Origin of the sequence: Maribacter sp. ACAM166, from assembly GCF_005771495.1 — a bacterium.
Classification (GTDB): Bacteria; Bacteroidota; Bacteroidia; order Flavobacteriales; family Flavobacteriaceae; genus Maribacter.
In genome coordinates this window covers 1-26,263 of the sequence record NZ_VAUW01000035.1, presented here as the reverse complement: position 1 = coordinate 26,263, position 26,263 = coordinate 1, and the positions used below count along the sequence as shown (strand labels likewise).

Here is a 26,263-nt window from a genome sequence, read left to right as displayed (position 1 = left end):
GAGAATAATACCTCTTGATACTCTGTATAGTTAGAGTTCCATAGTTGTGTTGTGTCTACTGATATACAGAAACTTACAATTAGTTTTCTGGGGTAAGAAAAACGAACCTCGTTACTTATTCCACCGTTACAGATTTTGCAAGATTACGTGGTTGATCGACATTACAACCTCTCATAACCGCAATATGATAAGAAAGTAATTGTAAAGGAATAGTAGTTAACAAGGGGGTTAAACTTTCTAAAGTTTCAGGCACCTCAATTACATGATCCGCCAAATCCCTAACCTGCTCATCACCTTCGGTAACGATGGCTATAATCTTACCCTTTCTTGATTTTATTTCTTGAATGTTACTTACCACCTTTTCATAATGACCTTTTTTGGTCGCAATCACGAAAACCGGCATGTGTTCATCAATTAATGCTATTGGGCCATGCTTCATTTCTGCTGCTGGATATCCTTCTGCATGAATGTAACTTATTTCTTTTAGCTTAAGAGCACCTTCCAATGCAACCGGAAAATTATACCCTCTCCCTAAATAAAGACAATTCGTTGAATCTTTGTACACATCAGCAATGATTTCAATCAGTGGATTTGATTCCAAAGATCTCTCAACTTTACTTGGAATAGTTTCCAACTCAGTTAAATACTCATGATATCTAGATTCGGAGAAAACACCTTTTGCCTTTGCCAATTTTAAGGCAATCAACGTAAGGACTGTTATTTGTGTAGTAAATGCCTTTGTTGAAGCAACTCCAATTTCTGGCCCAGCATGCGTATATGCACCTGCATCTGTCTCTCTTGCAATTGTAGATCCAACTACATTACAAACTCCAAAGACGAAAGCCCCTTTTTCCTTAGCCAATTTAATTGCAGCTAACGTATCTGCAGTTTCACCCGATTGGGAAATAGCAATTACAACATCTTTATCCGTAATAACAGGATTTCTATATCTAAACTCAGAAGCATACTCCACTTCAACAGGAATTCTTGCTAAATCTTCAAAAATATACTCAGCCACTAAACCTGCGTGCCATGAAGTACCACAAGCAACAATAATGATTCTATTTGCATTAAGGAATTTTTCCATATTCTGGTCAATTCCTGCCATTCTAATCAATCCTTGATCTGCTAATAAACGCCCTCTATAGGTGTCTTTAATAGCTCTAGGTTGCTCATATATCTCTTTCAACATAAAATGGTCATAACCACCTTTTTCAATTTCCTCTAAGTTCATTTGCAATTCTAAAATTCTAGGATATGCAACTGAATCATCTTTAATCTTTCTAAGCTTTATTTCTTTACCCAACCTAATAATAGCCATTTCCTCATCTTCAAGGTAAACAGCATTATTAGTGAATTCAATAAACGGAGAAGCATCAGATGCTATAAAAAACTCATTATCACCTATACCAATTGCTAACGGACTCCCTAACTTGGCCACTACAATTTCATCTGGTTTCTCTATATCAAAGACTGCAATAGCATAAGCACCAACAACTTGGTTAAGTGCAATTTGAACTGCCTTACCCAGTTTTACATCTTCAGTTTTTTTTACTTCCTCAATTAAATTTACTAAAACTTCAGTATCTGTATCTGACTTAAAAGTATACCCACGCTTAGTTAATTCTTGCTTAACAGCTTCATAATTCTCTATGATACCATTGTGGATAATAACTAATTTGCCAGAATTCGAATAGTGTGGATGAGAGTTCACATCATTTGGAACGCCATGGGTAGCCCATCGTGTATGACCAATACCGATACTCCCTTTTTGAGAAATCCCTTTAGCCTTGTTCTTTAGGTCTTCTACCTTACCTTTAGTTTTGGAAAGATTTATTTGACTCCCGTCGAACAATGCTATCCCAGCACTATCGTAACCACGATATTCTAAACGCTGAAGACCTTTTATTATAATGGGAAAAGCATCCCTATAACCTATATAACCAACAATTCCACACATAATACTATTTTTTGATAATTTTCTTACACGAAATTATACGTACGTCTAGAAAATTAATTCCATTTAGGGTATACAACGTGAATAATCAATAAAATGGTATACTGAGTAAAAATATATTATTAGAAATATATTTTACCTTTCAATTAATCAGCCTTTGTATAAAATATTTCAAGCTTTAATCGTTTAGCAAAATTAGGATCTGATACCTGAAGATTACTACCGTATAAAATGGTCCCCAAAGGAGTTAAATTAGAAGTAGTAGCGATTCGTTTTGCGCCATTATTAATCTTAGCCTCGGCAACATTCCAGTTTTGAATATTTGTGGATAATGTCAACCCCAACGTCGCATTAGTAGAATCCCTTACCACCAGATTATTGATATGGTCTGTTATTTTCACAGAATACTTAACACCTTTTCCATTTGATTTTTCCAAAATACCATCATAATTGAGGTAGAGACCAAATAATGGTTCAGTTTCAAGATTACTCTGCTCAGTTAATTGATTAATCAATGGGAAATTGTTTTCCGCATTATATAAATATAGCCTAGGGGGCTCTAATTCACTTCCACTAGCATTCAATTGATCTCTATCTACATAGAAAACTAAATTAGCCTCATTAATGACCCAATTTTCACTTCTAATTTGCTCAACTATATTTTCTCCACCATTTTCTTCAAACAAATTGATTTCAGCATAGGTACCAGGACCACCTTTTAAATAAATTCTAGAAGCATTCTCATCACTATCTAATGATTGAGTTATCTGTGGACTATAGTTTTCTGTAATAATAGAATTTACCGCATTACCATTTATAAGTCCATTTTGTACTTGTGATAAAAATGATAAAATATAATCCCTTTCCTTTAAGACGTTTGCAGTATCATCACTAGTATCATCTGCAGTACCATTGGTATCGTAACTGCTGTAATTATACGTTAGGGTAATATTAGAATCTTTTAAATCAAACATAAGGAATACATCATTACCTTCTTCATCTGTAATTGAAAAATGGAGACCCCTAAGGAATTCAGTAAAATTAGATTTACTCAACAATTCTGAACTTCCTTCCTTATCTAGAATATTTGTTTGAAAAAAATTATTATTTAAAGGAATTCGAATCCCAGGGCTCAATTTAGTAAAAGTCAAAGATTCGTCCACATCTTCGGTAGACGCATCATCAGTATTCGGAAGTAGAATTTCCTCATTATTAATTTCAACAATACCTTCGAACAATACATCTGACACGAAAGAAGGTGAAACTTCTTGTGAAGAATAATACTCTTGTGATTCTTGAAAATTAGCATTGGGGTCTAAGTCTCTGAGAAAGAAAGTAGATTTTTCAACCTTCAAATTAAACGAAGGTAAAATCGCAGAATCAATATCATCATAATTGACACCGTTAACATATATGCTATCTAATCCTACTTTTTTAGCGAAATTATTTGTAAAAAGTGCAGCACCATCTGGATCATTAAGTCCATCTACATCTGCATCTACACTACCAGCATCTAATGGATTTGTATTTGATGCAGTTTCAATTCTGTTGGAAACACCATCCCCATCATTATCGTTTTCACTATTTTCAGGTTCTGTGTCAAACTGATCACTAACGCCATCGCCATCACTATCAATGGCTATAGATTTTGTCAAAAATGGAATATAAAGAAAAACTTCTTTGACTGTTTCATTCTCTTGAACAGTTGTAATCGCTTCACCTGAGTTCCCTGCCTTATTCTCTTTGTCCTGAGCCAAGCCACCAAACGTAGGATTTGTAATGGACAGTAGCACTTGTGATGTTACAGCGGCCTGCATTTTACCGAAAATGGGGTCATTATAAGTACCTAATTGATATATGGGCAGTTTATTGGACTGAACCGCTTCAATATTCTTATTATAAACAAAAACATCATATACCTCTTGACCTGTTGTAAAAGGCTCATTACCAACAACCCCTGCTCCAACGGTTGTTAAATCCTGTTCACAAGAAACCAAAAAAGACAATATCAAAAACATTCCCAAAAACTTGGAAACTGCGTACTTATCGAAAAAATTCATTCAGATTATTTTAAAACTTCGGTGTTATAAAAATTAGCATATGCCTCTTCAAATTCTTGAACGGGAACATATTGCAACACTGGTTTTTCTTGGTTGGATATATGGTTTTCTAATTCCTCTGGAATATCTTCCGAAGCTAAAATAATGGCATCTGAATAATCTACGGCCACCTTTAACAAATTATTATAGGTAGGCTCCTCTAAAGATGTGATTGCTTCTTCAGGAATACCATCAAAAGCGATTTTTTTAATCATACCCTTATCGAGTGCGCCTTCAAAAGTTTTTCCATATACAGATAAAACAATTTTACTATCGGCAAACAGAGGCTCGTCTGCATAGTATTTTTTAAGATACAAAGGCAGTAAACTAGCCATCCAGCCATGAACATGAATAATATCTGGAGACCAATTCAACTTTTTCACAGTTTCCATAACACCCTTGGCAAAGAAAATTGCACGTTCATCGTTATCAGGGAATAAATCACCTTGTTTATCGGTAAATGTGGCCTTCCTTTTGAAGTATTCTTCGTTATCGATAAAATAAACCTGAATTCTTTCTTTTGGGATAGAGGCAACCTTAATGATTAATGGCATATCCATATCATTAATGACTAAATTCATTCCAGAAAGACGTATTACTTCGTGTAATTGATGTCTTCTTTCATTGATATTCCCGTACTTAGGCATGAATATCCTAATTTGACCACCATTGCTGTTGACCATTCTAGGTGCTTCATAAGACATAAGTGAAACTTCGTTTTCGGGTAGATAAGGAACTAATTCAGAAGATACAAACAATATCTTTTTACCATTCATAGAGATTATATTTTATTTTTCACAGGAACGCAAGTGCAAAATTACAAAAAATATAGAGATTAGCAGTAATTATAGTAAGTTTGCTCGCTAATTTACTTTTCAATGTTGGTAGTTAAGACCAGAAATGAATTAAGGGATAAACTAAATAAATTTGATGAGGCATCAGACCTTGGTCTGGTACCTACCATGGGCGCCCTTCACTTAGGGCACGTATCATTAATAAAAAAGGCGGTAGCTGAGAATCAAAATGTAGTCGTTAGTATATTTGTTAACCCTACCCAGTTCAATAACCCAGATGATCTAAAAAAATATCCTAAAACTTTAGAAACAGACGTTAGCTTAATTTCTGCTATTTCAGAAAATATTATAATCTTCGCACCTTCAGTTGATGAAATCTACCACAAGAATGTGATTCATAAAAATTATGACTTCGCAGGTCTAGACAACGTCATGGAAGGCAAGTTTAGGGACAATCATTTTAATGGTGTAGGTACAATTGTTGAAGAGCTTTTTAGACTAATTACTCCTAAGAGAGCCTATTTTGGGCAAAAGGATTTTCAACAATTGCGAATTATTCAAAAACTAACTGAAGTACAGCAAATTCCTGTAGAAATTATTGGTTGCGAAATCGTACGTGAAAATCATGGCCTTGCCATGAGTTCAAGAAATGAAAGATTAAGCAATGGTACGCGACTTAAAGCTGCCTTCATTTATAAGACCTTAAAAACTGCCAAGCAAAAATTTGGCACAGAAAGTGTTGTAAATGTTAAGGATTGGGTCTCAAATGAATTTGAGAAAAATAAGGATTTTCAACTTGAATATTTTGAAATTACAGATGTTGAAACTTTAACCCCGGCCAAAAATAAAATTAATACTATAAAATATAGGGCTTTTATCGCAGCTTATACCGAAAAAATAAGGCTTATCGACAACTTAGCCCTTAATTAATTAATATTGCATTATGCAAGTAGAAGTAGTTAAATCAAAAATACATCGCGTAAAGGTTACTGGTGCTGATCTCAATTATGTAGGTAGCATTACTATTGATGAGGACTTAATGGATGCCGCAAACTTCATTAGAGGCGAAAAAGTGCAGATTGTCAACAATAATAACGGCGAACGTCTTGAAACCTATATTATACCAGGACCCAGAAAAAGTGGCGAAATAACATTAAATGGCGCAGCAGCCAGAAAAGTTGCCGTAGGTGATATACTTATTTTAATTTCATATGCCAGAATGGATATTGAAGAAGCAAAAAAATTCAATCCATCCTTGGTTTTTCCTAATGAAGAAAACAATCTATTGACTTAATCTTGACTAGTCAACTTAAAAAAAACCTAAAGATTATACTCCCGATTGCATTGGGAGTTTTTTTGGTTTGGTATTCTTATAACTCAACCACGGCAGAAAACAGAAAAGAAATACTCTTTTACATAAAGGAAGCCAATCCGTTTTATGTATTCCTTTCCGTTTTATTAGGAGTTTTAGGCCATGTTTCTAGGGCTATTAGATGGAATTATCTGTTAGAACCATTAGGCTATAAGCCACGGTTACTTAATAATGTACTTATAATTTTAACCTCCTATTTTGCCAACCTTGGTATTCCCAGAACAGGTGAAGTATTAAGGGCTACAGCCCTTACCACCTACGAAAATATACCATTTGAAAAAGGCTTTGGAACAATAGTTACAGAAAGGGTGATTGACGTAATCATGCTACTTTCGATAGTTCTAATCGCTTTTTTACTACAAACTGATGTTATCATGGGCATCCTTCTAGAACGTGGCATCAATATAAATGGACTTCTTATATTAACTTGTTCAGTAATCGTGTTCCTCTTTTTGTTTATTTTCCTACTTAAAAAATCAAATAGCACATTTGCAATCAAAATAAAAACTTTCCTTAAAGGACTCCTAGATGGAGTTTTTAGCATCTTTAAAATGAAACATAAATGGCTCTTTATTTTTCATACTTTTTTTATTTGGGGATGTTATATCGGTATGCTTTGGGTTATAAAATTTACTGTCCCAGAAACGATTTCGCTTTCTTTAAGTCAACTACTGGTTGCCTTTGTTGCAGGTGCATTTGCTATGGCCACGACTAACGGAGGCATTGGCCTATATCCAATCGCTGTAAGCGGGGCTTTGACTCTATTCGGCATAAGCGCTGTCTCTGGTGATGCCTTTGGTTGGATAATATGGATTGCACAGACCTTAATGATAGTTGTTTTTGGTGCAATATCTTTTCTTCTATTACCGTTATTAAACAGAATCAAATAGTAACCGTACTATTTTCAACTTTCGTTATATGCGCCATGCATCAATAATATTTACGCTTTTATTTAGTGTTATATCCTATTCTCAAGTCACACAAGAAATATTTGAATCATTTAAACTTCAAGAAAGGAGAGATGTTCATTACTATTTTCCTGAGAACATGGACGAGAATAAAAAGTATCCACTCATTATTGTTCTTGACGGAGAATATCTATTTGAACAGGTAGTCGCCAATTCAAAGTTTTATAGTCGTTTTCATGGTATGCCGCAAAGTATTGTCATAGGCATCAATCAAAGTGAAAATGAACTCCGATACGAAGATTGTGCCTTTGATCCTGAAAATGGATTACCCTCTGAAAAAGGTAGAAAATTTTATGAATTTATAGGTATGGAACTCATCCCCTATTTAGATTTAAATTACAGCACTGCTCCTTTCAAAATGATCATTGGCTATGACATTACCGCAAATTTTGAAAATTATTGGCTCTTTAAAGATAATTCGATTTTTGATGCCTATATAAGTATTTCGCCAACATTAGCTCCAGAAATGGAAACTAGAGTACCAATGCGTCTTAACACTTTTGAAAATCAACTATTCTATCAACTAATCATTGAAGGTGAGCCGAACAAGGACACGCAACGTATTATGCAAATGAATCAAAGTATAAAGGCTTTGAAAAAAGAATCATTGCATTACTTTTTTGATGAGTATAAAAATGCCGACCACATATCTATTGTAACTTATGGTATCGGTAAAGCATTTGATAATATTTTTGGCATGTTCAAACCTATTAGTCCTAAAGAATACAAAACTCAAATACTTACTAGCGAAGAGCCCGTTTTTGATTATTTACAAAATAAATACCAAGGCATTGTCGACATATTTGGTTTTAGTAAGCCTGTAGAATTGAATGATATTATGGCTATTTATGCCGCGTCTAGAAAAAAAGAAGATTTTGAATCTTTAAAATCCTTATCTGATCTTTGCAAAAAAGAATATCCAGAAACTATGCTTGGGTTTTATTTTGAAGGTGAGTACTATGAGCAATTGGGCGAGCCAAAAAAAGCACTTAAAACGTTTGAAAAAGCTTTTCAAATGGAAGAAATAGATTTTTTAACCAAAGAGATGGCTCTCGAAAAAATGGATGCATTAAAAGTCGATTTCGGATATTAATTTCTCAAAACAGCTAGTTCCCAAATTAGCCTAACCTACTTATTATGATAAAAATTAATTCAATGTACTTTGTGTTTTCTGGAGTACTGTTCACTTATTTTGGCTTGAAAGGTGAGTTTATTATACCTTACAGTGGTATTGCCCTATTTATGGCATGGGCGTCATTTTTCTTAGCCTTTAGTGCTCACAAAAAAGAAAAATCCAGAGATAATTAACTCTTATTTACTTACAAATATTCACACATTTCAAACTTCTTACTACCTTTAGCCCAGACGGTAAAAGTAAAGGATGGCCAAAACAAAAACTGCATTTTTTTGTCAAAATTGTGGAACACAGTATGCTAAATGGGTAGGACAATGTTCTGCCTGTAAACAATGGAATACAGTTGTTGAAGAGGTAGTACAAAAACAGGAGAAAGCCAATTGGAAATTACCTTCCCAGACAGCAAAAAGAGTTTCTCAGCCACTGTTGGTAAATGAAATTAATATTGAAAAAGAAATTCGTTTAAATACATTCGACCTTGAATTCAACAGAGTCTTAGGTGGCGGTTTAGTGCCTGGTGCTTTGGTATTATTAGGAGGTGAACCTGGTGTCGGCAAAAGCACGCTTTTACTTCAAATTGCACTAAAATTACCCTATAAAACGCTATATGTTTCTGGGGAAGAAAGCCAAAAGCAAATCAAAATGCGGGCAGATAGAATTAACCCGAATAGTGAAACGTGCTTTATTCTAACGGAAACAAAGACTCAAAATATTTTTAAACAGATTGAAGCTACCGAGCCAGATATTGTAGTCATTGATTCGATTCAAACGCTCCATTCAGATTATATCGAATCTGCTGCCGGAAGTATTTCTCAAGTACGAGAATGTACAGCCGAACTCATAAAATTCGCCAAAGAAACTAATACCCCTGTTATTCTCATTGGACATATCACCAAAGACGGGTCCATTGCAGGACCTAAAATTTTGGAACATATGGTAGATACCGTCTTACAATTTGAAGGTGACCGTAATTATGTGTATAGAATTCTTAGGTCTTTAAAGAATAGATTTGGTTCAACAGCTGAGCTTGGTATTTATGAAATGCAAGGCAGTGGGCTAAGAGAAGTTAATAATCCATCTGAAGTACTGATTTCTAAAAACGATGACGGATTAAGTGGCACAGCAATTGCTTCAACTGTTGAAGGAATGCGCCCCCTACTTATCGAAATTCAAGCTTTAGTAAGTACTGCAGTATATGGTACACCGCAGCGATCTACTACCGGTTATAACGCGAAACGCTTGAATATGCTATTAGCGGTTCTCGAAAAACGCGCAGGCTTCAAATTAGGCGCAAAAGATGTGTTCCTAAATATTACCGGCGGAATTTCGGTTGATGACCCAGCTATTGATTTAGCAGTGGTAGCAGCCATACTATCAAGTAATGAAGACATGCCTATTTCTAAAGGAATATGTTTTGCCGCAGAAGTTGGTCTAGCTGGTGAAATTAGACCTGTTCAACGTATCGAGCAACGCATAATAGAAGCCGAAAAATTAGGTTATACCACCATTATAGTATCCAAAAACAATAAGATAGGCCTCAAATCAACTAAGATAAAAATTTTATTGGCCTCTAAAATTGAAGAAGTTGCCCGTACCCTTTTCGGTTAACGTTTATCCCTCATTATCCTTGCAAAGACCATAATAATAATTACTACGGCTAGTATTACCACTATTTGCCAAAAACCTATTTTTAAAAAGATAAGACTTCCCATGTTATGGTGCTGGATTAGGCATTAGATTATGTATTGATTCTATTTCTTTGAAGAGTTCTTCTGATAGTTCCACGTCTATACTTCCAATATTTTCTTCTAATTGTCGCATTGTGGTCGCACCTATAATTGTACTGGTAACAAAAGGTCTGGAATTTACAAAGGCCAGAGACATCTGTGCCAAGGTAAGACCATTTGCCTGTGCCAGTTCGTAATACTTTCTTGTAGCCTCAACAGCAGTAGTACCATTATACCTACTGTATTGAGGAAAAAGATTTAAACGGGACCCTTCAGGCATACAGTCGCCCAAATACTTTCCACTTAGTACACCAAACCCCAGTGGGGAATATGCCAACAAACCAACTTGTTCCCTAACAGAAATTTCTGCCATGCCAACTTCAAATAATCTATTTAACAGACTATAAGGGTTCTGTATTGTAATCGTTCTCGGTAATGCTCCATGAACTTTACTTTCCTCTAGAAAACGCATTGTACCCCAAGGTGTTTCATTGGATATACCTACATGTCTAATTTTACCTTCTCGAATTAAATCACGCAAAGTTTCCAACACTTGATGGATATTATCCTCCCAATAATCAGAGATGTCATGTGTATAGCCTCTTTGTCCAAAATAATTAGTGCTACGGTCTGGCCAATGTAATTGGTATAAATCAATATAATCGGTTTGTAATCTTTCTAAACTTCCTTCAACCGCTTCAATAATCGATTCTCTATTAAAACCTGTTGTGCGTATGAATTTAGACATTTCTGCCTTTCCTGCCATTTTAGAAGCCAAAACGATATTCTCCCTATTGCCATTCTTTTTGAACCAACTGCCAATAATTTTCTCGGTATCTGCGTATCTATCCTCGTGCGCAGGTATTGGATATAATTCTGCCGTATCAAAGAAATTCACACCCTTATCTACGGCATAATTTATCTGTTCATGACCTTCCGACTGGGTGTTTTGATTGCCCCAAGTCATGGTTCCCAAACATATTTTACTTACTTCAATTTCCGTGTGTGGCAACTTGCTATAAATCATTAATACTGATATTCTATGTTAAGTGTAAATCTACTAATTAATATCTCGAATGAGGGTTTATGATTAGGTATTGAAAGGTTATACCTATTTAAAACTGGGTCAATAATAGCACTTGAGGAATTTTTGCATTTCCATTGACTTCAATGATTTTCATCAACTCTTGAACATCGAAAACATACGTTCCTAAAACGACATCAAGTAGGTTGTCTTTATTGAAATCTCCTACCTCCATGGTCAACCAATTTCCATGCATGACCTCTGGAATATAAGACGCGCTAAAATCCATATTGCCATTGTTCATTAAATACACAATACTTTCAGTAGGTTTTTTATTTTCTTGGTAACTTCCAAATAGTGAGGCTGCGATTATGTCCAAATCTCCATCATTATCAAAATCCCTAGCCATTGCTTTACTACAATCGTACATGGGGAAAAAAATCTTCTTTAAAATCATTCTTTCCATTGTTTAAAAAGATTCTGATGCCATGGTACGGTTTGTCTATATTTGAATAGTCCCTGTTATCACCATTGGTGACCAGTAGGTCATAAAACCCATCCGTATTAAAATCGGTAAGTTCAAAATAATTTGCACCCTTAATAGCCGAAAATTCAAGAAGTTTTCTTTCAGAAAAACTATTATCACCATTGTTGGTAAATAAAGTTATCCTCTCCTTAGCTTGCGCCATTAATGCAATAATATCTAGTTTACCATCATTGTTTAAGTCGTAAGCTTCCGTTTTTCTAATACCCGGATTTTCACTTAACACAAACTCCTTTGCAGCATCACCTTCATCAAACCAAGACAACCTACCACCATAATTTCCAAATTGGCTAAGAATAAGATTTTTCTTACCGTCGCCGTTTAAATCATGAAAATTAAAATCTACAGGCCTTTTAAGTTCTGAAAACCCTTTTACGTCTATATTAGTTCCTAAATTATGAATTTTACCCAGTTTCTGGTCCGATGGAATTATTTTACCTATAGTTAATACAAGGGGTGAAGAACTATTGTTTTCATATATCAAATCAGTGGCCGGACTCTCAATAGTCCAGGTTTTATCTGAAGTGCCAAAAACATCCAAAGCATAAAGAGTTAAATAGTTACCAATGAACAGTTTCTTCAACTCTTTGTTATATTTCAGTAAAGTAACTTGTGGCAGTATGGAAGACCCTAAAGACAATGGCTGAATTTTGAAAGGAAAATTTGTGTTGATTTCTACGCTACTCTTATCTTGTAATGGCAAAATTAATGGTGCATTATCTACGTAATAATCAAATCCCAGTCTCGATTGGTAATTATGGGTGTATTTGAATACAAATTCATTTTAGAAACTATTGACTTATCAATAGAGCTCAATTCACTACTCCAAATCTTTCCATTTATCTTGAGACCTAACCTTCTGCCCATATTTGGCAAAACATTATTTCCCACGTTGCTTTATCCAATGATAATAGGTCAGGTAGTAGATGACATGATGAACAATAAATGGCTGCCAGCTCTTGTCCCTTATCATACTCATTAGCACGAAATTCAGATAAAGCAAGGTTTTCTATAGTAGGACCTTTAAAACCATAAAGACCCAGCATTATTGTGAGAACAATAATTAAAGACAATACCATCTTAGAAACAAAATTGGTCATATTAACTAACTATCTATCTCAATCAATATAGGACAATGATCACTATGCTTTGCTTCGGCCAAGATTACTGAACGCTTTAATCGGTCTTTTAAAGGATCTGCTACCATCGCATAATCTAAACGCCATCCCTTATTGTTATTTCTTGCATTTGCCCTATAACTCCACCACGTATAATTATCAGGTTCAGAATTAAACTCTCTAAAACTGTCTATAAAACCACTACCGATAAAATCTCCTATCCATTCGCGTTCAACAGGTAAAAATCCTGATGTGTTTTTTAATCCAACAGGATTATGAATATCTATAGCTTCATGACAAATATTATAATCTCCCAATATAATAAGGTTTGGATTAGTCTTTTGTAACTCTTTAATATACTCTTGAAAATCTGCCATATACATTAGCTTATGATCCAGGCGCTGTATATTTGTGCCAGATGGAAGGTATAAACTCATAATAGAAAGATCCCCGAAATCTGCCCTAATATTTCTACCCTCAAAATCCATATGCTCAATACCTGTACCAAATACAACGGCATCGGGTTTAGATTTAGAAAGTATCGCAACACCACTATACCCTTTCTTTTGAGCACTGTACCAGTAATTATAGGTGTACCCAGCTTCTTCAAATAAAGAAAGGTCTAATTGATCTTCATTTGCTTTTATTTCTTGCAGACAAACTACGTCGGGTGAAACCGTAGCTAACCAGTCTAAAAAACCTTTTTTTAGCGCGGCTCTGATTCCATTTACATTATACGATATGATTTTCATTTTTTATCATTTTGAACCAAAAATAGAAAAGAGTAATAGATTATAGGCGTGTACAATCTATTAAAATCCTAATTTCACAACTTTGGAACAAAATTTATATAGCAATTATGATTACTAAAATTATTCTCATGAACAAGATTGTTTTTTCGGTTCTACTAATATCGTTTTCAACGTATTCATTTGCACAAGCCTATCCCAATAGCTTAAATAATCATGAAATAAAATTTAATATTGGTCAGTTTTTGGTTACTTCTGCGGTTGAAGGGGCATATGAATACTATTTAAACGATGATACTAGCATCGGCGGAACTATATATTTTAATGGGGATGGAACAGACTATAATGGGAATTTTGGAATTGGCCCGAATCTACGAGCTTATTTTGGCTATGCGCCTCGTAGTGGTTTTTTTGCCGAAGTCTTTGGTTTATACTATACTGGAGAAGATGATGAAGTTTCGAAAAGCTTGGGTAGTAGAAATTATGATTACTCAACAACTGCCATTGGTTTAGGTGCCGGTTCAAAATGGACCACTAGAAGTCAGCGATTTATCCTTGAAATAAATGGAGGTATAGGCCGAAATATTAATCCTGAAGATTTTCAAAATGACTTTATGTTCAAGGCCGGACTATCCATAGGATTTCGTTTATAATATGTATTTTTGGACTTTAATTCCCTATGAAAAAATCAACCCTATCCTTTCTTTTTTTAGTTTTCACACTAGGCTTATGCGCTCAAACCAAAACAGTAAAAGATAGTATTACTGTTCTTAATGAGGTTATTGTAATAGATACGCTCACTGCCAAAAATGCGATTGGAATAGTACCCTCGCAAATAATCGGAGCAACCGTTTTTGATAATTATAGTCCGGTAGATTTTATCGGCTCTATTAATCAGGTTTCAGGGGTCTATGCGTTATCAGGTGCATTAAATACAAATAGAATTACCATTAGAGGTGTGGGTTCAAGAACACCTTTTGGAACTGACAAATTAAGGCTCTACTACAATAATATTCCGGTAACTAATGGTACAGGGTTTTCCACAATTGAAGCATATGACCTAGAAAACCTTACCTCTGTAGAGATCATCAAAGGGCCGAAGGGTACAGGTTTTGGAACAAATTTGGGCGGGGCAATTATTTTAAACACAAAACAGCTTAGTAACCAACCAACCAAATTCACAAACAATACAACTATAGGCTCCTATGGCCTGTTAAAAAACAACTTCGGATTTACCCATACCCAAGATGATTTTTATATGACATTGCAATATGGACATATGGAAATTGATGGGTACCGAGAAAATAATAGATTTGAGCGTGATGGATTTCTCCTAAATTCCATTTTCAAACTATCCGAAAAAAGTGAATTAGGTCTATTAGTAAATCATATTGACTATTCGGCTCAAATAGCAAGTTCTATAAACCAAGCAGACTTTAATGAAGACCCAACACAAGCTGCATTTACATGGAAAGCTTCTAAGGGTTATGAGGACAACAACTATAGTCTAGTAGGTCTATCGCACATGTATAAAGCCTCTACTAATTTGAAAAATACGACTAGTTTATTTTATACCTATTTAGACCATTATGAACCTCGTCCGTTCAATATTTTAGATGAATACACCAACGGGTTTGGGCTTAGATCTTTATTCTCAGGCAATCTTACTGTTTCAGACAATACGCTTTCTTACACAGTAGGTGGTGAACTGTATAAAGACGAATATTCATGGGGAACTTTTGACAACCTTTATAAGGAAAATGATGGTAATGGAAGTTTACAAGGGGACAAATTATCTCAAAACAAAGAATTTAGAAGCCAAATAAACAGTTTTGCTACCGTAGCGTATCCATTTACTAAAAGACTTACAGCGCAATTGGGCATGAACATCAATAAAACGCAATATGATTTTAGGGATTTATATAATTCTGAAGCTACAAATACTAGTGCAGATAGAGATTTTAAAACACTATTCTTACCTAGTTTAGATGTAAACTATTCCATTACAAACAATAGTCAGCTCTATGCTAATATTAGTCGCGGTTTTTCAAATCCTAGCCTAGAGGAAACATTAACGCCAGAAGGAATAATTAATCCAGATATAATTCAAGAAACAGGAACAAATTATGAACTTGGTATTCAACATAAGAGCGAGGACAATCGTTTGAAATTGGATATCGCAATTTATTTGATGCCCATAAATAACCTTTTAGTTGCGAAAAGGATTGGAGATGATCAATATATTGGAAGAAATGCAGGGAAGACAAGACATCAAGGGATGGATTTAGATTGGAGCTATAAGTTTAACGCATCACAAAAAATAGTACTTACACCCTATATCAGCTACACATATAATAATCATTCATTTATAGACTTTATTGATGAAGAAGCAAATGAAGATTATTCTGGAAATCCTTTAACAGGTGTTCCCAAACATAAATTAAATACCGGACTTCAAACTAATTTCGGAAACGGACTGTATGCAAATATCACGCATCAATTTATAGACGAAATTCCATTAACTGATGCAAACACGCTCTACAGTGAATCTTTCAACTTACTGAACATTAAACTAGGATACAATAAACAGGTCTTCGAAAAATTACTACTTGGTCTGGATTTTGGTATTAATAACCTAACGGATACTACATACGCACAATCCGTTTTAATCAATGCAAGTAGTTTTGGTGGTAATGCCCCAAGGTACTTCTACCCTGGGAACAATACAAACTATTTTGGTAGTATAAAATTAAGCTATACGCTTTAATCTATTCCATTTTTTTTAACCAGGTCTTCATATCTACAGCTTCATGAATGATTCCATTTAATGCTGAAATAGCTACTCGTTCCTGCTCCATAGAATCTCTATGCCTAATAGTTACCGTTTGATCTTCCAACGTTTGGTGATCAACTGTAATACAAAATGGCGTACCATTGGCATCCTGTCTTCTATAACGCCTACCTACGGCATCTTTTTCGTCATAAGTGACATTAAAATCCCACTTAAGGTCATCTACGATACTTTGCGCAATCTCTGGTAAACCATCTTTCTTCACCAATGGTAGAATAGCTGCTTTAATTGGCGCTAACACGGCAGGCAACTTAAGAACTATTCTGGTGGTATTATTATCCAATTCTTCCTCTTTTAGGGAGTTAGAGAATACGGCCAAGAACATTCTATCCAAACCAATAGACGTTTCTAAAACATAAGGAACGTAGTTTTTGTTAACTTCATGGTCGAAATATTGCAATTTCTTCCCAGAAAATTTCTCATGACTACTTAAATCAAAATCGGTACGGGAATGTATTCCCTCCAATTCTTTGAAGCCAAAAGGAAAACGAAACTCTATATCTGCTGCAGCATCTGCGTAATGCGCCAATTTCTCATGGTCATGAAAACGGTAATTCTCCTGTCCCAAACCTAGAGACAGGTGCCATTTCATCCTTTTTTCTTTCCAAACTTCGTACCATTCTTTTTGAGTGCCTGGCTGAATAAAAAATTGCATTTCCATCTGCTCAAACTCACGCATTCTAAAAATGAATTGTCTTGCTACAATTTCATTTCTAAACGCTTTACCGGTCTGTGCAATTCCAAAAGGAATTTTCATACGACCAGATTTCTGAACATTTAAAAAGTTAACAAAAATTCCTTGTGCGGTTTCGGGCCTAAGAAAAAGGTCCATTGCGCTCTCTGCATTTGCACCTAACTTTGTGCCAAACATAAGGTTGAATTGCTTTACTTCTGTCCAGTTTTTAGAACCAGACATTGGGCATGCTATATCCAATTCCTCAATAAGGGCTTTAACATCTGCCAAATCTTCATTCTGCAATGATTTACCTAATCTAGTCAAGATAGTTTTTCCCTGTAGTTGATAGTCTACTACCCTTTGATTCGTTTCCAAGAATTTTTCCTTGTTAAAAGAATCGCCAAAACGTTTTTCAGCCTTGTTCACCTCTTTTTCAATCTTCGAATCTATTTTGGCAACGTAATCTTCTACCAAAACATCTGCCCTATATCTTTTTTTAGAATCCTTATTGTCTATTAATGGATCATTGAATGCATTAATATGCCCAGAAGCTTCCCACGTAGTGGGATGCATAAGGATGGCAGCATCCAACCCAACAATATTATCATTGAGCTGTACCATGGCTTTCCACCAATATTCGCGAATATTCTTTTTTAGTTCAGTACCATTCTGACCGTAGTCATACACAGCACTTAACCCATCATATATTTCACTGGATTGAAATACGTAACCGTATTCCTTTGCGTGAGAAATTACACGCTTAAAATCATCTTCTTGCTTTGCCATGCGGCAAAAATATGAATAATTATTTCAATTGAAATTCTGAAGAAGTAATCAAACGTTCATCTTCAAAAACGTTTAATGTGTAGTTGCCTCCTAACAAAGAACCTTCTGGTATGCTAATGGCTTCACAGACATAGGTATCCATTCCAGTAAAAACAAATTCAATCCTTTTACTATAAACGTTTCCGTTTACCGTAATAGTCCTGGCATTATCCTCTATTATTTGCTTATTGGGATCTAAAAATTGTAGATAAATAACCTTATCGGTATTTGCTTCACTTTGATCAGCCAAAATAGTAACACATCCTCTTAATTTCTCGATAGTCGAAGCCTTGTTGGTCTTAGTCGGTTTTGTATTTCGAATAAGTCTAAACCCACTTCCTTCGGCATTGGCCATCTTTAAGTAGCTCTTCGTTTTTAACTTTTGGTTTAATTCAAGTATTTTTCTTCTTTGTAAAGCCTCTGCCTCTGCTAAAGAATTACTATTAGCTCTTAATTGCTCAATCTGCTTAGCCGATTCATCATATTTATCAGTAAGGAGCATATTATTATAACGTAAAAAATTGTTCTTTAAAATTAAGCTATCATTCTTAGATTCTAATCTACGTAGTTCAGTTTTGAATTCTCTTAATTTCTGCACTGTAAAATGTAATCTACCAACAGAATCTAAAAGCTCTTGCACTTTAAATTTAGAACCTTGTAATTCAATTTCGTTCATTTCATTCTTGGCAGACAAACGGTCTACATCTGCTTTCATGATGGTAAGATCTTTTATTAAGATGGACTTTTCTTGTTCCAAAAAGTCTATTTGTGCTCCTGACTGTTCATAACTGTAATAAAAGGCAATTAATAGCGCCATGATTACAGCCACAAATGCGGCAAGGAGTATTTTATAATTGAATTTGTTATCTTGACTATCCATTTAAAAAACGGGCTGTAGGTTAATTTAATCTGTAAAATTTGATGCAAAACATAATTTCAAATATACTAAAGGATGTAATTAACATACTCCTACCCATATCATGTTTTGGATGTAATGCACGATTATATAGAGGAGAGGTTATGCTTTGTACATCATGCCGACATCAATTACCACTCACCGAGTACAACTTTAACGATGAAAATGCAGTTGACCGTATTTTTTATGGTCGAATTAACATTAAAAAGGCTAATTCCTTCATGTTCTTCACCGATTTTGGAATTGTGAAAAACATAATTCACTATTTAAAATACAAGAACCAAGAGGAAATCGGACAGTTTTTGGGTGATTGGCATGGACAGATTTTAAAGAACGATAGCCACTTAGCACTAATTGATTATGTTATTCCAGTTCCCTTACATCGAAAAAAGCTAAGGCATCGTGGTTATAACCAAGTAGCTCTTTTCGCCAAGCAGATTGCTTTTCACATCAATGCCGATTATGCAGATGATATGCTTATAAAAACAGCAAATACAAAAACCCAAACCAAAAAGAATAGATTAAGCAGATGGCATGATAACCGGTCATTATATGAAATAAAAAATAGTAAGTTACTTGAGAACAAAAATATATTGTTGGTTGATGATGTTATTACCACAGGAGCAACGATGGAGATTTGCGCCAATACCTTTAAAAATATTCAAGGCGTCAACATATATATTACTAGTATGGCTGTTGTACCAAAGGCATAGTTTTCTATAAAATATGTTGTTTCTTTGTGGTTGATAATCGCACTTATGAGTAGAAAATTTCTTGGATTTATATTTGTCTTTATCATTCTATTGGTTTCATATCAATGTGCCCAAAGAGGCACCCCTACTGGTGGGCCAAAAGATGTTACCCCTCCAAAGTTGTTAAAGGCAGAACCTGCTAACATGACAACCAATTTTAAAGAAAAAAAGATAAGGCTGTATTTTAATGAACTGGTTAAATTAAAAGACATTCAAAAACAGCTTATTATATCCCCTCCCTTAAAATACGCTCCCATACTTTCCCCACTAGGCAATGCCAATAAATTTGTGGAAATTACAATTAAGGATACCTTAGACCCCAACACAACTTATACTCTGAATTTTGGACGAGGTATCGTTGATAATAATGAAGAAAATGCTATACCCTTTTTCACCTATGTATTTTCTACAGGTGATTATATAGACTCCCTGGAATTGGCAGGGGTTGTTACTGACGCCTTTAATAAAAAAGCGGATGAATTTATAAGTGTGATGTTGTATAAAATTGATAGTAGTTATACCGATTCAACACTTTACAAAAGACCTCCAAATTATATCACGAATACACTTGATAGTGCCGTAATATTTAAGCTTAAAAATTTAAAAGAAGGCATGTACGCATTATTTGGTCTTAAAGATGTTGCGAGCAATAATATATTTGATCAAAAAACAGATAAAATTGGGTTTGTTGAAGACACTATATATCTACCTACAGATTCTATTTATTTATTAAACCTTTTTAAGGAAATACCCGATTATGGTGTTGCTGTACCTAGTATGGTGGCTAATAATAAAATAAGTTTTGGGTATTATGGCGATGGTTCATCTGTGACCATTGAGACGATTACCGTATTGCCTGATACCGTAAAATCGGTAGTTGTAAAAGAAAGAGAAAAGGATACCTTAAATTTCTGGTTCACTCCTTTTAAAATGGACTCTATTCTTTTTGCCATCACTAATGAAAATTTAAAAACTTCTGACACTTTTAATGTAAAAAGCAGGAAAGTAGGCTTCGATTCCTTACAACTATCTATGAACCAGAAAGGTACTATTGAATTTGGCAAGCCTATCAATCTATTCATAAATACCCCATTAATGCGTTTTGATAGCACTAAAATACAATTAAGAGATAAAGACTCGTTATTCGTAGCTCACACAATAGTGTTAGACTCTATTAAAAACCTGTTGAATTTTGATTTCGATGTTACCCCAAGTCAAAATTATGCGCTTAATCTTCTACCAGGTGCAATAACCGATTTTTTCGAGAACACCAATGATACAATTACGTACAATTTAAGAACAAAAGACAAAACTGATTACGGTAATCTCACACTCAACCTTAACGGTACTAACATCACCTACCCGATACTCCTGCAACTGACCAACGAAAAGGGTGATGTACAAAGGGAAATTTACGCCACTGAATCCCAGACTTTTGCATTTAATAATTTAAATCCCGGTAAATATATGGCTAGGGTAATCTTTGATATGAATGGTAATCACAAATGGGATACAGGAAATTTATTGAAGAAAGTACAGCCAGAACGGGTAAGTTATTACCCTACACTAATAGAGCTAAGAGCTAATTGGGAAAAAATAGAAACTTTTAATTTAATAGATTAAACTGATCCCTATCTTCTAAAAACGGAAGTTTAGTGCGTGTTTCGTCAATACTATTTTTTGTAACCTCAACTATTAAGATCTCTTCTTGTTTTGAATGCACAAGTAATTTTCCAAGTGAATCATATACGCTTGAGTGACCTGGGTAGTGATGTCCTTGCTTATCAACACCAATTCGATTCACTCCAATACAATACACCATGTTTTCAATAGCTCGTGCCTTCAATAGCGTATCCCAAGCATTTATTCTTGGGGCTGGCCAGTTTGCAACAAAAAGCAAAAGATCTATGTTCTCTGTATTTCTGCTCCAAACTGGAAATCGAAGATCGTAACATATTAAAGGGCAAAATTTAAATCCCTTATATTCAACAACTAATCTTTCAGAACCAGATTTATAATTTTTATGCTCTCCCGCCAGTGTAAAAGTATGTCTCTTGTCGTAGGTGAAATATTCCCCATCGGGTTTGACAAAAAACAGACGGTTATAAAAAAAGTCTTGTTCTTTATAAACGGTGCTTCCAAAAATCGCGCAATCTTTATTACTAGCGATTTCTTTCATCCATTCTAACGTAAGTAAACCTTCTTCTTCACTAATTTGTTCTGGCGACATCGTGAACCCCGTAGTGAACATTTCAGGCAGAACAATTACATCAATATCCGCAGCAATCTGCTCTAATTTCGAACTAAACATCGCCCTATTCGCAATGGGATTTTCCCAATGCAATGAAGACTGAATCAATGCTATTTTAAGGCGAATATTATCCTTTATCATAGTGTACTATTCTAACAAATCTATAAAAGCACTTAACCCTTGAATCTTTGCATGATCTAAGGCTGAACTACCTCTATTATCTTTAATAGTTTTATCTGCGCCATTGGCAATTAACAATTTAGCTATTTCAAGTCGATTAAATTGAGCAGAATAAATAAGACAAGTTGCCCCCATCGCATTTCTTCCATTTAATTGCGCCTCTTTTTCTATTAACAGCTTGGCTATATCTGTAAATCCTTTAAAACAAACCCCCATTAAAGCTGTATTTCCAGAGGCATCAACCGCATCAATTTTCGCACCATTATCAAGTAATAGTATTGCTATTTCCATTTCATCATAATAGGTCGCAAGTATTAAAGGTGTTGACCCGCGCAAATCTTTACTATTTATAAGCACAGGATTTTTTTCAGACATAGCCCTTACCTCGTTGAAATTACCTTCTCTAATTGCTTTAAAAAAGAATTCGTTCATAATCCAAATTATTAATCTTATTAAATACGTTGTGGAATATTGAAAATTACATATGTTTCATTATTATGTATTTTCTTACTTACTATCTGTTTTTCCTACTTTACAGGAAATATGTACCTTTAAAATAAAAAAGATTACCATTGAAGACATTAAGTATAGACTTTCTTTTAAAAGAAACACCCTCTGCAATCGCATTAGTGGATACTAAGTTAAACTTTATTAACTATTCAACCCAGTGGCAAATAAATTTCACCTCAAGCAAAATAAATTTAATAGGTGAGCAGCTTTTTAATATCATTTCCGAAAGACCCATTCTTTTCGATAAAGCGATTCAATCTGGTTTAGATGGCAAAGAAAATAGCAATGATGGACAGAAATTTATATTACCAAGCGGAAAAGTTCAATGGCTAAAATGGAAAATTTCACCATGGAAAAATGATGAAAACACTTTAAGTGGTTTGATGATTTTCTTAGAAGATATCACCGTTGACAAAAAGGAAATCGAATTACTTCATAAAATGGAATCTGTTTCAAGAGTAGGTGGTTGGGAAGTTGACCTCCAAAAAAATACACTTTACTGGACTCAAACTACAAAAGATATACATGAGGTTGATGAAGACTTTATTCCCGATTTATCACAGGGCTTGAATTTTTATAAAGAGGGGATTCATCGAGAAAAAATAACAAGATTGGTTGGCTCAGCAATTGAAGAGGGCAAACCATTCGATACCGAATTAATTATCCAAACTGCCAAAGGCAACGAAATTTGGGTACGGGCCAAAGGTGAGATAGAAACGATGAATGATAATGTAATTCGTATTATTGGGACTTTTCAAGATATCGATCAACGAAAAAAGTTAGAATTAGCACATAAAGAAATATCTCAAAGACTAAAAATTGCGACACAAACCACCCAAATAGGAATATGGGAATACGATTTAAAAAAGAACAACCTAGTTTGGGATGATGAGATGTATAAAATATTTGGAATTAATAAAAATGAAATTTCTGGAATTTTTGAAGCTTGGGAATCAACATTACATCCCGACGATAAAGAGAGAGCATTAATAGCTACGAATGATGCCATTAATGGAGTGAAAGACTTTGATGAAGAGTTTAGAATTAAATTACAAGATGGTAGTATTAGGCATATTAAAGGTTTATCTAAAACCATTGAAAATTTAAATGGCGAAGCCGTTAAAATGACAGGTGCGAATTGGGATATTACTGAATTGCGAAGCACTGAACTTAGATTGGAAAGAAGTAGGGATTCATTTACAGAAACTTTTGACAACGCTACAATCGGTATGGCATTAGTAGCTTTAAATGGCGCTTGGATAAAAGCAAATAATAGTTTGTGTAAAAGTCTAGGATATACTGAAAAAGAAATTTTAAAATTAACGTTTCAAGAATTAACCCATCCAAACGATCTTTATACGGATTTAGAACTTTTAAATGAGGTAGTTGAAGGTAAAAGAGAAAGCTATCAATTAGAGAAGCGGTTTTTTCATAAAAAAGGTCAATTAGTTCATGTTATATTGACGGTTACGGTAGTTAGAGCGATTAATGGGGGTATTTCACATTTTATAGCTCAGGCTGTGGATATTACGGCTAGAATTGAAACTGAAAAAAAATTAAATTCATTACTAGAAGTCACTAAAAGCCAAAATGAAAGCCTTATGAATTTTGCACACATTGTTTCACATAACCTGCGTTCGCATTCGACCAATATGACCATGTTAAGCAAATTTTTAACGGTTGAAGAGGATGAAAATGAGCGTAAAAACATTAACGGTATGATTACCAATGCTGCCGAAAGTTTAGCAGAAACTATTGCACATTTAAATGATGTAGTACAGGTGAAAACAGGTACTTTAGAAAACCTAAAAAGAATAAGTGTATTGAACACCCTTCGTCAAATACAAAAAAGTATTGAAGGCTTGCTAGATGAACAAAATGCTATTTTAAAAATTGATGTACCAAAATCTCATTTTGTAAGTGCGGTTCCGGCGTATTTGGAAAGTATATTTTTAAATATTCTTACGAATGCTTTAAAATATAGTGCTAAAGACAGAACCCCAGTTATTGAAATAAAATCAAAAGTAAAGAAGGAAAACATACTTATTACATTTTCCGATAATGGACAGGGTATTGACTTAAAACGCCATGGTGATAAAATATTTGGCATGTATAAAACTTTTCATCAGCATAAAGACGCTAAAGGAATTGGCCTTTTCATTACAAAAAACCAAATTGAAGCTATGAGCGGAAATATCAGAATAGAAAGTATTGTAAACCAAGGCACTACCATATTTATAGAACTAAAACAAAGCTAAAACCAATACAACTTATGAAGAACGTAAAAGTTTGCTGCATTATAGATGACGACCCCATTTTCATATATGGCACGAAAAGAATTATAAAGGAAGTTGATTTTGCAAAAAAGGTTATTGTTTATAATAATGGTCAAGAGGCAGTTGACGGACTTAAAGAAATCATTAAAGAGCAAGGACTTTTACCTGATGTGATATTTTTAGATTTGAACATGCCCATCATGAACGGTTGGGAATTTTTAGATGAATATAAAAATTGCCGACATGATAAATCGAAAAAGACAATTATATATATCATTAGCTCATCGGTTGATCCAAGAGATTTAGAACGAGTCAAAAATTATAAGCAAGTAGATGACTATATATTAAAACCTATAACACCAGGCGACCTTGCAAAGATCTTAAGAGAAACTAAGGTATAACCCGTACTTTTTAGTTTTGACAAAACTTTAATTTCTTGCAAACATCCTAATGTAATCACACAATCGAAATATAGTTTTGAATAAATACATAGTAAGTCGTTTTAAATCAAGCTCAAAAATGTAAGTATTTTGTTATCTTGTCATAGTGTTTATCCTTTATTTGATAAAATCTGAAACAAAGGCAGGGCTAATAAAAAATTATTTTCAAATGGGTGTATTTTCTAGTTGTTGTATCATTGACGATGATGAATTTTTTTCTATAAGCAGTAAAATAATTTTAAAACAAGTTGACTTTAGTGACAACATTTTATACTACACAGGCGGGCAAGAAGCTCTTGATGGCTTAGTAGGGCTACTGGTAGAAAATGTAGCACTACCTACAATAATTTTTCTAGACCTAAATATGCCCAAAAGAGACGGGTGGTCATTCTTAAAAGAATTTGAAGAATTTCCAGAAGAAAAAATTAAACATATTCAGATTTATATTGTCAGTTCATTTATAAGCCCAGACCTAATTGAAAAAGCGAAAGACTATAAATTAGTTAAAGATTACATCGTCAAACCTTTAACAGAAAGTGCCATTAATAGAATAATTTCTTCTCAAAAATCAACTTAAAATTACCTTTCACCTGGCGTATAGTCTGATGGTGCATTTTGAGGTTGATATACAGTGCCTGCATCACCTGTATCATTATATATAAACCATTCACTTGCCGTAAATATAGAATTTCCATTTACAACCTCTATAGCCCTAATTGCCCTACCATCTTCAAACTCATGATTCGTTCCACTACCATCCTCTCCTATTATACCGAATATATCGGTTATAGTTTCAAAGGGGTCTACCAATGCGATGTTATCATCGCCGTTTGAATCTGCCGGTGAGTTTGTACCAACTGAAATATCTGGTACTACCCCATAAACATTCTCAAACACTGTAGAGTTAGGTGAAATCACTAAAAGTCCATTCCCCTCAATACTATAATTCGATAGATCTATGGTTGAACTCACAACCTGAGTTCGATTAATAATATTTGATTATTATGCAACAAAAAAGATAGATTTTCAGTAAATTAAAGTGTTGAAATTCAATTCATTAATCTAAAAATCTATCTATGGTAATCTACTCTAAAGTTAC

The 26,263-nt window shown here is 34.4% G+C and carries 24 protein-coding genes; 12 read left to right on the top strand and 12 right to left on the bottom strand.

Annotated features, from left to right (window positions below; all coding sequences use genetic code 11):
* Positions 1 to 115 precede the first annotated feature (115 nt).
* The 3 genes from glmS to ES765_RS17365 all read right to left on the bottom strand — a co-directional run bounded on the left by glmS (position 116) and on the right by ES765_RS17365 (position 4,832).
* Complete coding sequence (gene glmS, locus ES765_RS17375) at positions 116 to 1,960, bottom strand: glutamine--fructose-6-phosphate transaminase (isomerizing) (RefSeq protein ID WP_138115618.1); 1,845 nt, start codon at positions 1,958 to 1,960, stop codon at positions 116 to 118.
* A 143-nt stretch (positions 1,961 to 2,103) separates the two neighbouring features.
* Complete coding sequence (locus ES765_RS17370) at positions 2,104 to 4,017, bottom strand: DUF4270 domain-containing protein (protein WP_138115617.1); 1,914 nt, start codon at positions 4,015 to 4,017, stop codon at positions 2,104 to 2,106.
* 5 nt (positions 4,018 to 4,022) lie between these two features.
* Positions 4,023 to 4,832 (bottom strand): glycogen/starch synthase, encoded by an 810-nt coding sequence (locus ES765_RS17365; RefSeq protein WP_138115616.1) that lies wholly within the window; start codon positions 4,830 to 4,832, stop codon positions 4,023 to 4,025.
* Between the two features lie 102 nt (positions 4,833 to 4,934).
* Here ES765_RS17365 and panC point away from each other — a divergent pair, with 102 nt between their 5' ends.
* From panC to radA, 5 genes are all read left to right on the top strand, one after another.
* The gene (gene panC, locus ES765_RS17360; RefSeq protein WP_138115615.1) at positions 4,935 to 5,780 is read left to right on the top strand and encodes a pantoate--beta-alanine ligase; all 846 of its coding nucleotides are present in this window, start codon (positions 4,935 to 4,937) and stop codon (positions 5,778 to 5,780) included.
* A 13-nt stretch (positions 5,781 to 5,793) separates the two neighbouring features.
* Entirely contained in the window at positions 5,794 to 6,144 is a 351-nt protein-coding gene (gene panD / locus ES765_RS17355) for an aspartate 1-decarboxylase (RefSeq protein ID WP_138115614.1), read from the top strand.
* 2 nt (positions 6,145 to 6,146) lie between these two features.
* Positions 6,147 to 7,112 carry a YbhN family protein gene (locus ES765_RS17350; RefSeq protein WP_138115613.1) on the top strand — a complete coding sequence of 322 codons (966 nt, stop codon included), beginning with the start codon at positions 6,147 to 6,149 and terminating at the stop codon, positions 7,110 to 7,112.
* A gap of 28 nt (positions 7,113 to 7,140) precedes the next feature.
* Positions 7,141 to 8,283 (top strand): alpha/beta hydrolase, encoded by a 1,143-nt coding sequence (locus tag ES765_RS17345; protein WP_138115612.1) that lies wholly within the window; start codon positions 7,141 to 7,143, stop codon positions 8,281 to 8,283.
* A gap of 288 nt (positions 8,284 to 8,571) precedes the next feature.
* Positions 8,572 to 9,933, top strand: a complete 1,362-nt coding sequence (gene radA, locus ES765_RS17340; protein WP_138115611.1) for a DNA repair protein RadA — start codon at positions 8,572 to 8,574, stop codon at positions 9,931 to 9,933.
* Positions 9,934 to 10,038: 105 nt separating this feature from the next.
* Here radA and ES765_RS17335 read toward each other — a convergent pair whose 3' ends face one another.
* The 4 genes from ES765_RS17335 to ES765_RS17320 all read right to left on the bottom strand — a co-directional run bounded on the left by ES765_RS17335 (position 10,039) and on the right by ES765_RS17320 (position 13,490).
* On the bottom strand, positions 10,039 to 11,079 hold the full coding sequence (locus tag ES765_RS17335; protein WP_138115610.1) for an aldo/keto reductase: 1,041 nt from the start codon (positions 11,077 to 11,079) through the stop codon (positions 10,039 to 10,041).
* 88 nt (positions 11,080 to 11,167) lie between these two features.
* Positions 11,168 to 11,533: an FG-GAP repeat domain-containing protein gene (locus ES765_RS17330; RefSeq protein WP_171017350.1), complete on the bottom strand. Its 366-nt coding sequence runs from the start codon at positions 11,531 to 11,533 to the stop codon at positions 11,168 to 11,170.
* Positions 11,493 to 12,323 carry an FG-GAP repeat domain-containing protein gene (locus tag ES765_RS17325; protein WP_171017349.1) on the bottom strand — a complete coding sequence of 277 codons (831 nt, stop codon included), beginning with the start codon at positions 12,321 to 12,323 and terminating at the stop codon, positions 11,493 to 11,495. The genes ES765_RS17330 and ES765_RS17325 overlap by 41 nt, the downstream gene beginning before the upstream one ends.
* 402 nt (positions 12,324 to 12,725) lie before the next feature.
* Positions 12,726 to 13,490 carry an exodeoxyribonuclease III gene (locus ES765_RS17320; protein ID WP_138115607.1) on the bottom strand — a complete coding sequence of 255 codons (765 nt, stop codon included), beginning with the start codon at positions 13,488 to 13,490 and terminating at the stop codon, positions 12,726 to 12,728.
* 128 nt (positions 13,491 to 13,618) lie between these two features.
* Between ES765_RS17320 and ES765_RS17315 the strand changes: the two genes are divergently transcribed.
* Together ES765_RS17315 and ES765_RS17310 are read left to right on the top strand one after the other, a co-directional pair.
* Positions 13,619 to 14,140, top strand: a complete 522-nt coding sequence (locus tag ES765_RS17315) for a hypothetical protein (RefSeq protein WP_138115606.1) — start codon at positions 13,619 to 13,621, stop codon at positions 14,138 to 14,140.
* A gap of 26 nt (positions 14,141 to 14,166) precedes the next feature.
* On the top strand, positions 14,167 to 16,254 hold the full coding sequence (locus ES765_RS17310) for a TonB-dependent receptor (protein WP_138115605.1): 2,088 nt from the start codon (positions 14,167 to 14,169) through the stop codon (positions 16,252 to 16,254).
* Position 16,255: 1 nt separating this feature from the next.
* On the opposite strand, the gene ES765_RS17305 is transcribed toward ES765_RS17310, so the two are convergent.
* Both ES765_RS17305 and ES765_RS17300 read right to left on the bottom strand, forming a co-directional pair.
* On the bottom strand, positions 16,256 to 17,800 hold the full coding sequence (locus ES765_RS17305) for a glycine--tRNA ligase (protein WP_138115604.1): 1,545 nt from the start codon (positions 17,798 to 17,800) through the stop codon (positions 16,256 to 16,258).
* A 19-nt stretch (positions 17,801 to 17,819) separates the two neighbouring features.
* Positions 17,820 to 18,719: a hypothetical protein gene (locus ES765_RS17300; protein WP_138115603.1), complete on the bottom strand. Its 900-nt coding sequence runs from the start codon at positions 18,717 to 18,719 to the stop codon at positions 17,820 to 17,822.
* A gap of 41 nt (positions 18,720 to 18,760) precedes the next feature.
* Between ES765_RS17300 and ES765_RS17295 the strand changes: the two genes are divergently transcribed.
* Together ES765_RS17295 and ES765_RS17290 are read left to right on the top strand one after the other, a co-directional pair.
* Positions 18,761 to 19,468 (top strand): ComF family protein, encoded by a 708-nt coding sequence (locus tag ES765_RS17295; protein WP_171017348.1) that lies wholly within the window; start codon positions 18,761 to 18,763, stop codon positions 19,466 to 19,468.
* Between the two features lie 45 nt (positions 19,469 to 19,513).
* Positions 19,514 to 21,130, top strand: coding sequence for an Ig-like domain-containing protein (locus ES765_RS17290; RefSeq protein WP_138115602.1), 1,617 nt, complete (start codon positions 19,514 to 19,516; stop codon positions 21,128 to 21,130).
* Here the strand turns inward: ES765_RS17290 and ES765_RS17285 are convergent.
* Together ES765_RS17285 and ES765_RS17280 are read right to left on the bottom strand one after the other, a co-directional pair.
* Positions 21,114 to 21,899: an amidohydrolase gene (locus tag ES765_RS17285; protein ID WP_138115601.1), complete on the bottom strand. Its 786-nt coding sequence runs from the start codon at positions 21,897 to 21,899 to the stop codon at positions 21,114 to 21,116. The genes ES765_RS17290 and ES765_RS17285 overlap by 17 nt on opposite strands.
* A gap of 6 nt (positions 21,900 to 21,905) precedes the next feature.
* Positions 21,906 to 22,370 (bottom strand): ankyrin repeat domain-containing protein, encoded by a 465-nt coding sequence (locus ES765_RS17280; RefSeq protein ID WP_138115600.1) that lies wholly within the window; start codon positions 22,368 to 22,370, stop codon positions 21,906 to 21,908.
* 140 nt (positions 22,371 to 22,510) lie between these two features.
* On the opposite strand from ES765_RS17280, the gene ES765_RS17275 reads away from it, so the two are divergent.
* From ES765_RS17275 to ES765_RS17265, 3 genes are all read left to right on the top strand, one after another.
* A complete protein-coding gene (locus ES765_RS17275) occupies positions 22,511 to 24,706 on the top strand; it encodes a PAS domain-containing sensor histidine kinase (protein WP_138115599.1) in 2,196 nt (731 codons plus the stop codon).
* 14 nt (positions 24,707 to 24,720) lie between these two features.
* Complete coding sequence (locus ES765_RS17270) at positions 24,721 to 25,125, top strand: response regulator (RefSeq protein WP_138115598.1); 405 nt, start codon at positions 24,721 to 24,723, stop codon at positions 25,123 to 25,125.
* A gap of 208 nt (positions 25,126 to 25,333) precedes the next feature.
* Positions 25,334 to 25,741, top strand: coding sequence for a response regulator (locus ES765_RS17265; protein WP_138115597.1), 408 nt, complete (start codon positions 25,334 to 25,336; stop codon positions 25,739 to 25,741).
* A gap of 2 nt (positions 25,742 to 25,743) precedes the next feature.
* On the opposite strand, the gene ES765_RS17260 is transcribed toward ES765_RS17265, so the two are convergent.
* Positions 25,744 to 26,136 (bottom strand): hypothetical protein, encoded by a 393-nt coding sequence (locus tag ES765_RS17260; protein ID WP_138115596.1) that lies wholly within the window; start codon positions 26,134 to 26,136, stop codon positions 25,744 to 25,746.
* Positions 26,137 to 26,263 lie beyond the last annotated feature (127 nt).

Bases quoted from the DNA above. Each gene is read 5' to 3' on its own strand.
- ES765_RS17270 (WP_138115598.1), top strand. From the start codon at position 24,721: ATGAAGAACGTAAAAGTTTGCTGCATTATAGATGACGACCCCATTTTC.
- radA (WP_138115611.1), top strand. From the start codon at position 8,572: ATGGCCAAAACAAAAACTGCATTTTTTTGTCAAAATTGTGGAACACAG.
- panD (WP_138115614.1), top strand. From the start codon at position 5,794: ATGCAAGTAGAAGTAGTTAAATCAAAAATACATCGCGTAAAGGTTACT.
- ES765_RS17310 (WP_138115605.1), top strand. From the start codon at position 14,167: ATGAAAAAATCAACCCTATCCTTTCTTTTTTTAGTTTTCACACTAGGC.
- ES765_RS17285 (WP_138115601.1), bottom strand. From the start codon at position 21,899: ATGATAAAGGATAATATTCGCCTTAAAATAGCATTGATTCAGTCTTCA.
- ES765_RS17330 (WP_171017350.1), bottom strand. From the start codon at position 11,533: ATGATTTTAAAGAAGATTTTTTTCCCCATGTACGATTGTAGTAAAGCA.
- ES765_RS17315 (WP_138115606.1), top strand. From the start codon at position 13,619: ATGAACAAGATTGTTTTTTCGGTTCTACTAATATCGTTTTCAACGTAT.
- ES765_RS17305 (WP_138115604.1), bottom strand. From the start codon at position 17,800: ATGGCAAAGCAAGAAGATGATTTTAAGCGTGTAATTTCTCACGCAAAG.
- ES765_RS17370 (WP_138115617.1), bottom strand. From the start codon at position 4,017: ATGAATTTTTTCGATAAGTACGCAGTTTCCAAGTTTTTGGGAATGTTT.
- ES765_RS17300 (WP_138115603.1), bottom strand. From the start codon at position 18,719: ATGGATAGTCAAGATAACAAATTCAATTATAAAATACTCCTTGCCGCA.
- ES765_RS17295 (WP_171017348.1), top strand. From the start codon at position 18,761: ATGCAAAACATAATTTCAAATATACTAAAGGATGTAATTAACATACTC.
- ES765_RS17365 (WP_138115616.1), bottom strand. From the start codon at position 4,832: ATGAATGGTAAAAAGATATTGTTTGTATCTTCTGAATTAGTTCCTTAT.
- panC (WP_138115615.1), top strand. From the start codon at position 4,935: ATGTTGGTAGTTAAGACCAGAAATGAATTAAGGGATAAACTAAATAAA.
- ES765_RS17345 (WP_138115612.1), top strand. From the start codon at position 7,141: ATGCGCCATGCATCAATAATATTTACGCTTTTATTTAGTGTTATATCC.
- ES765_RS17265 (WP_138115597.1), top strand. From the start codon at position 25,334: ATGGGTGTATTTTCTAGTTGTTGTATCATTGACGATGATGAATTTTTT.
- ES765_RS17320 (WP_138115607.1), bottom strand. From the start codon at position 13,490: ATGAAAATCATATCGTATAATGTAAATGGAATCAGAGCCGCGCTAAAA.
- glmS (WP_138115618.1), bottom strand. From the start codon at position 1,960: ATGTGTGGAATTGTTGGTTATATAGGTTATAGGGATGCTTTTCCCATT.
- ES765_RS17335 (WP_138115610.1), bottom strand. From the start codon at position 11,079: ATGATTTATAGCAAGTTGCCACACACGGAAATTGAAGTAAGTAAAATA.
- ES765_RS17290 (WP_138115602.1), top strand. From the start codon at position 19,514: ATGAGTAGAAAATTTCTTGGATTTATATTTGTCTTTATCATTCTATTG.
- ES765_RS17280 (WP_138115600.1), bottom strand. From the start codon at position 22,370: ATGAACGAATTCTTTTTTAAAGCAATTAGAGAAGGTAATTTCAACGAG.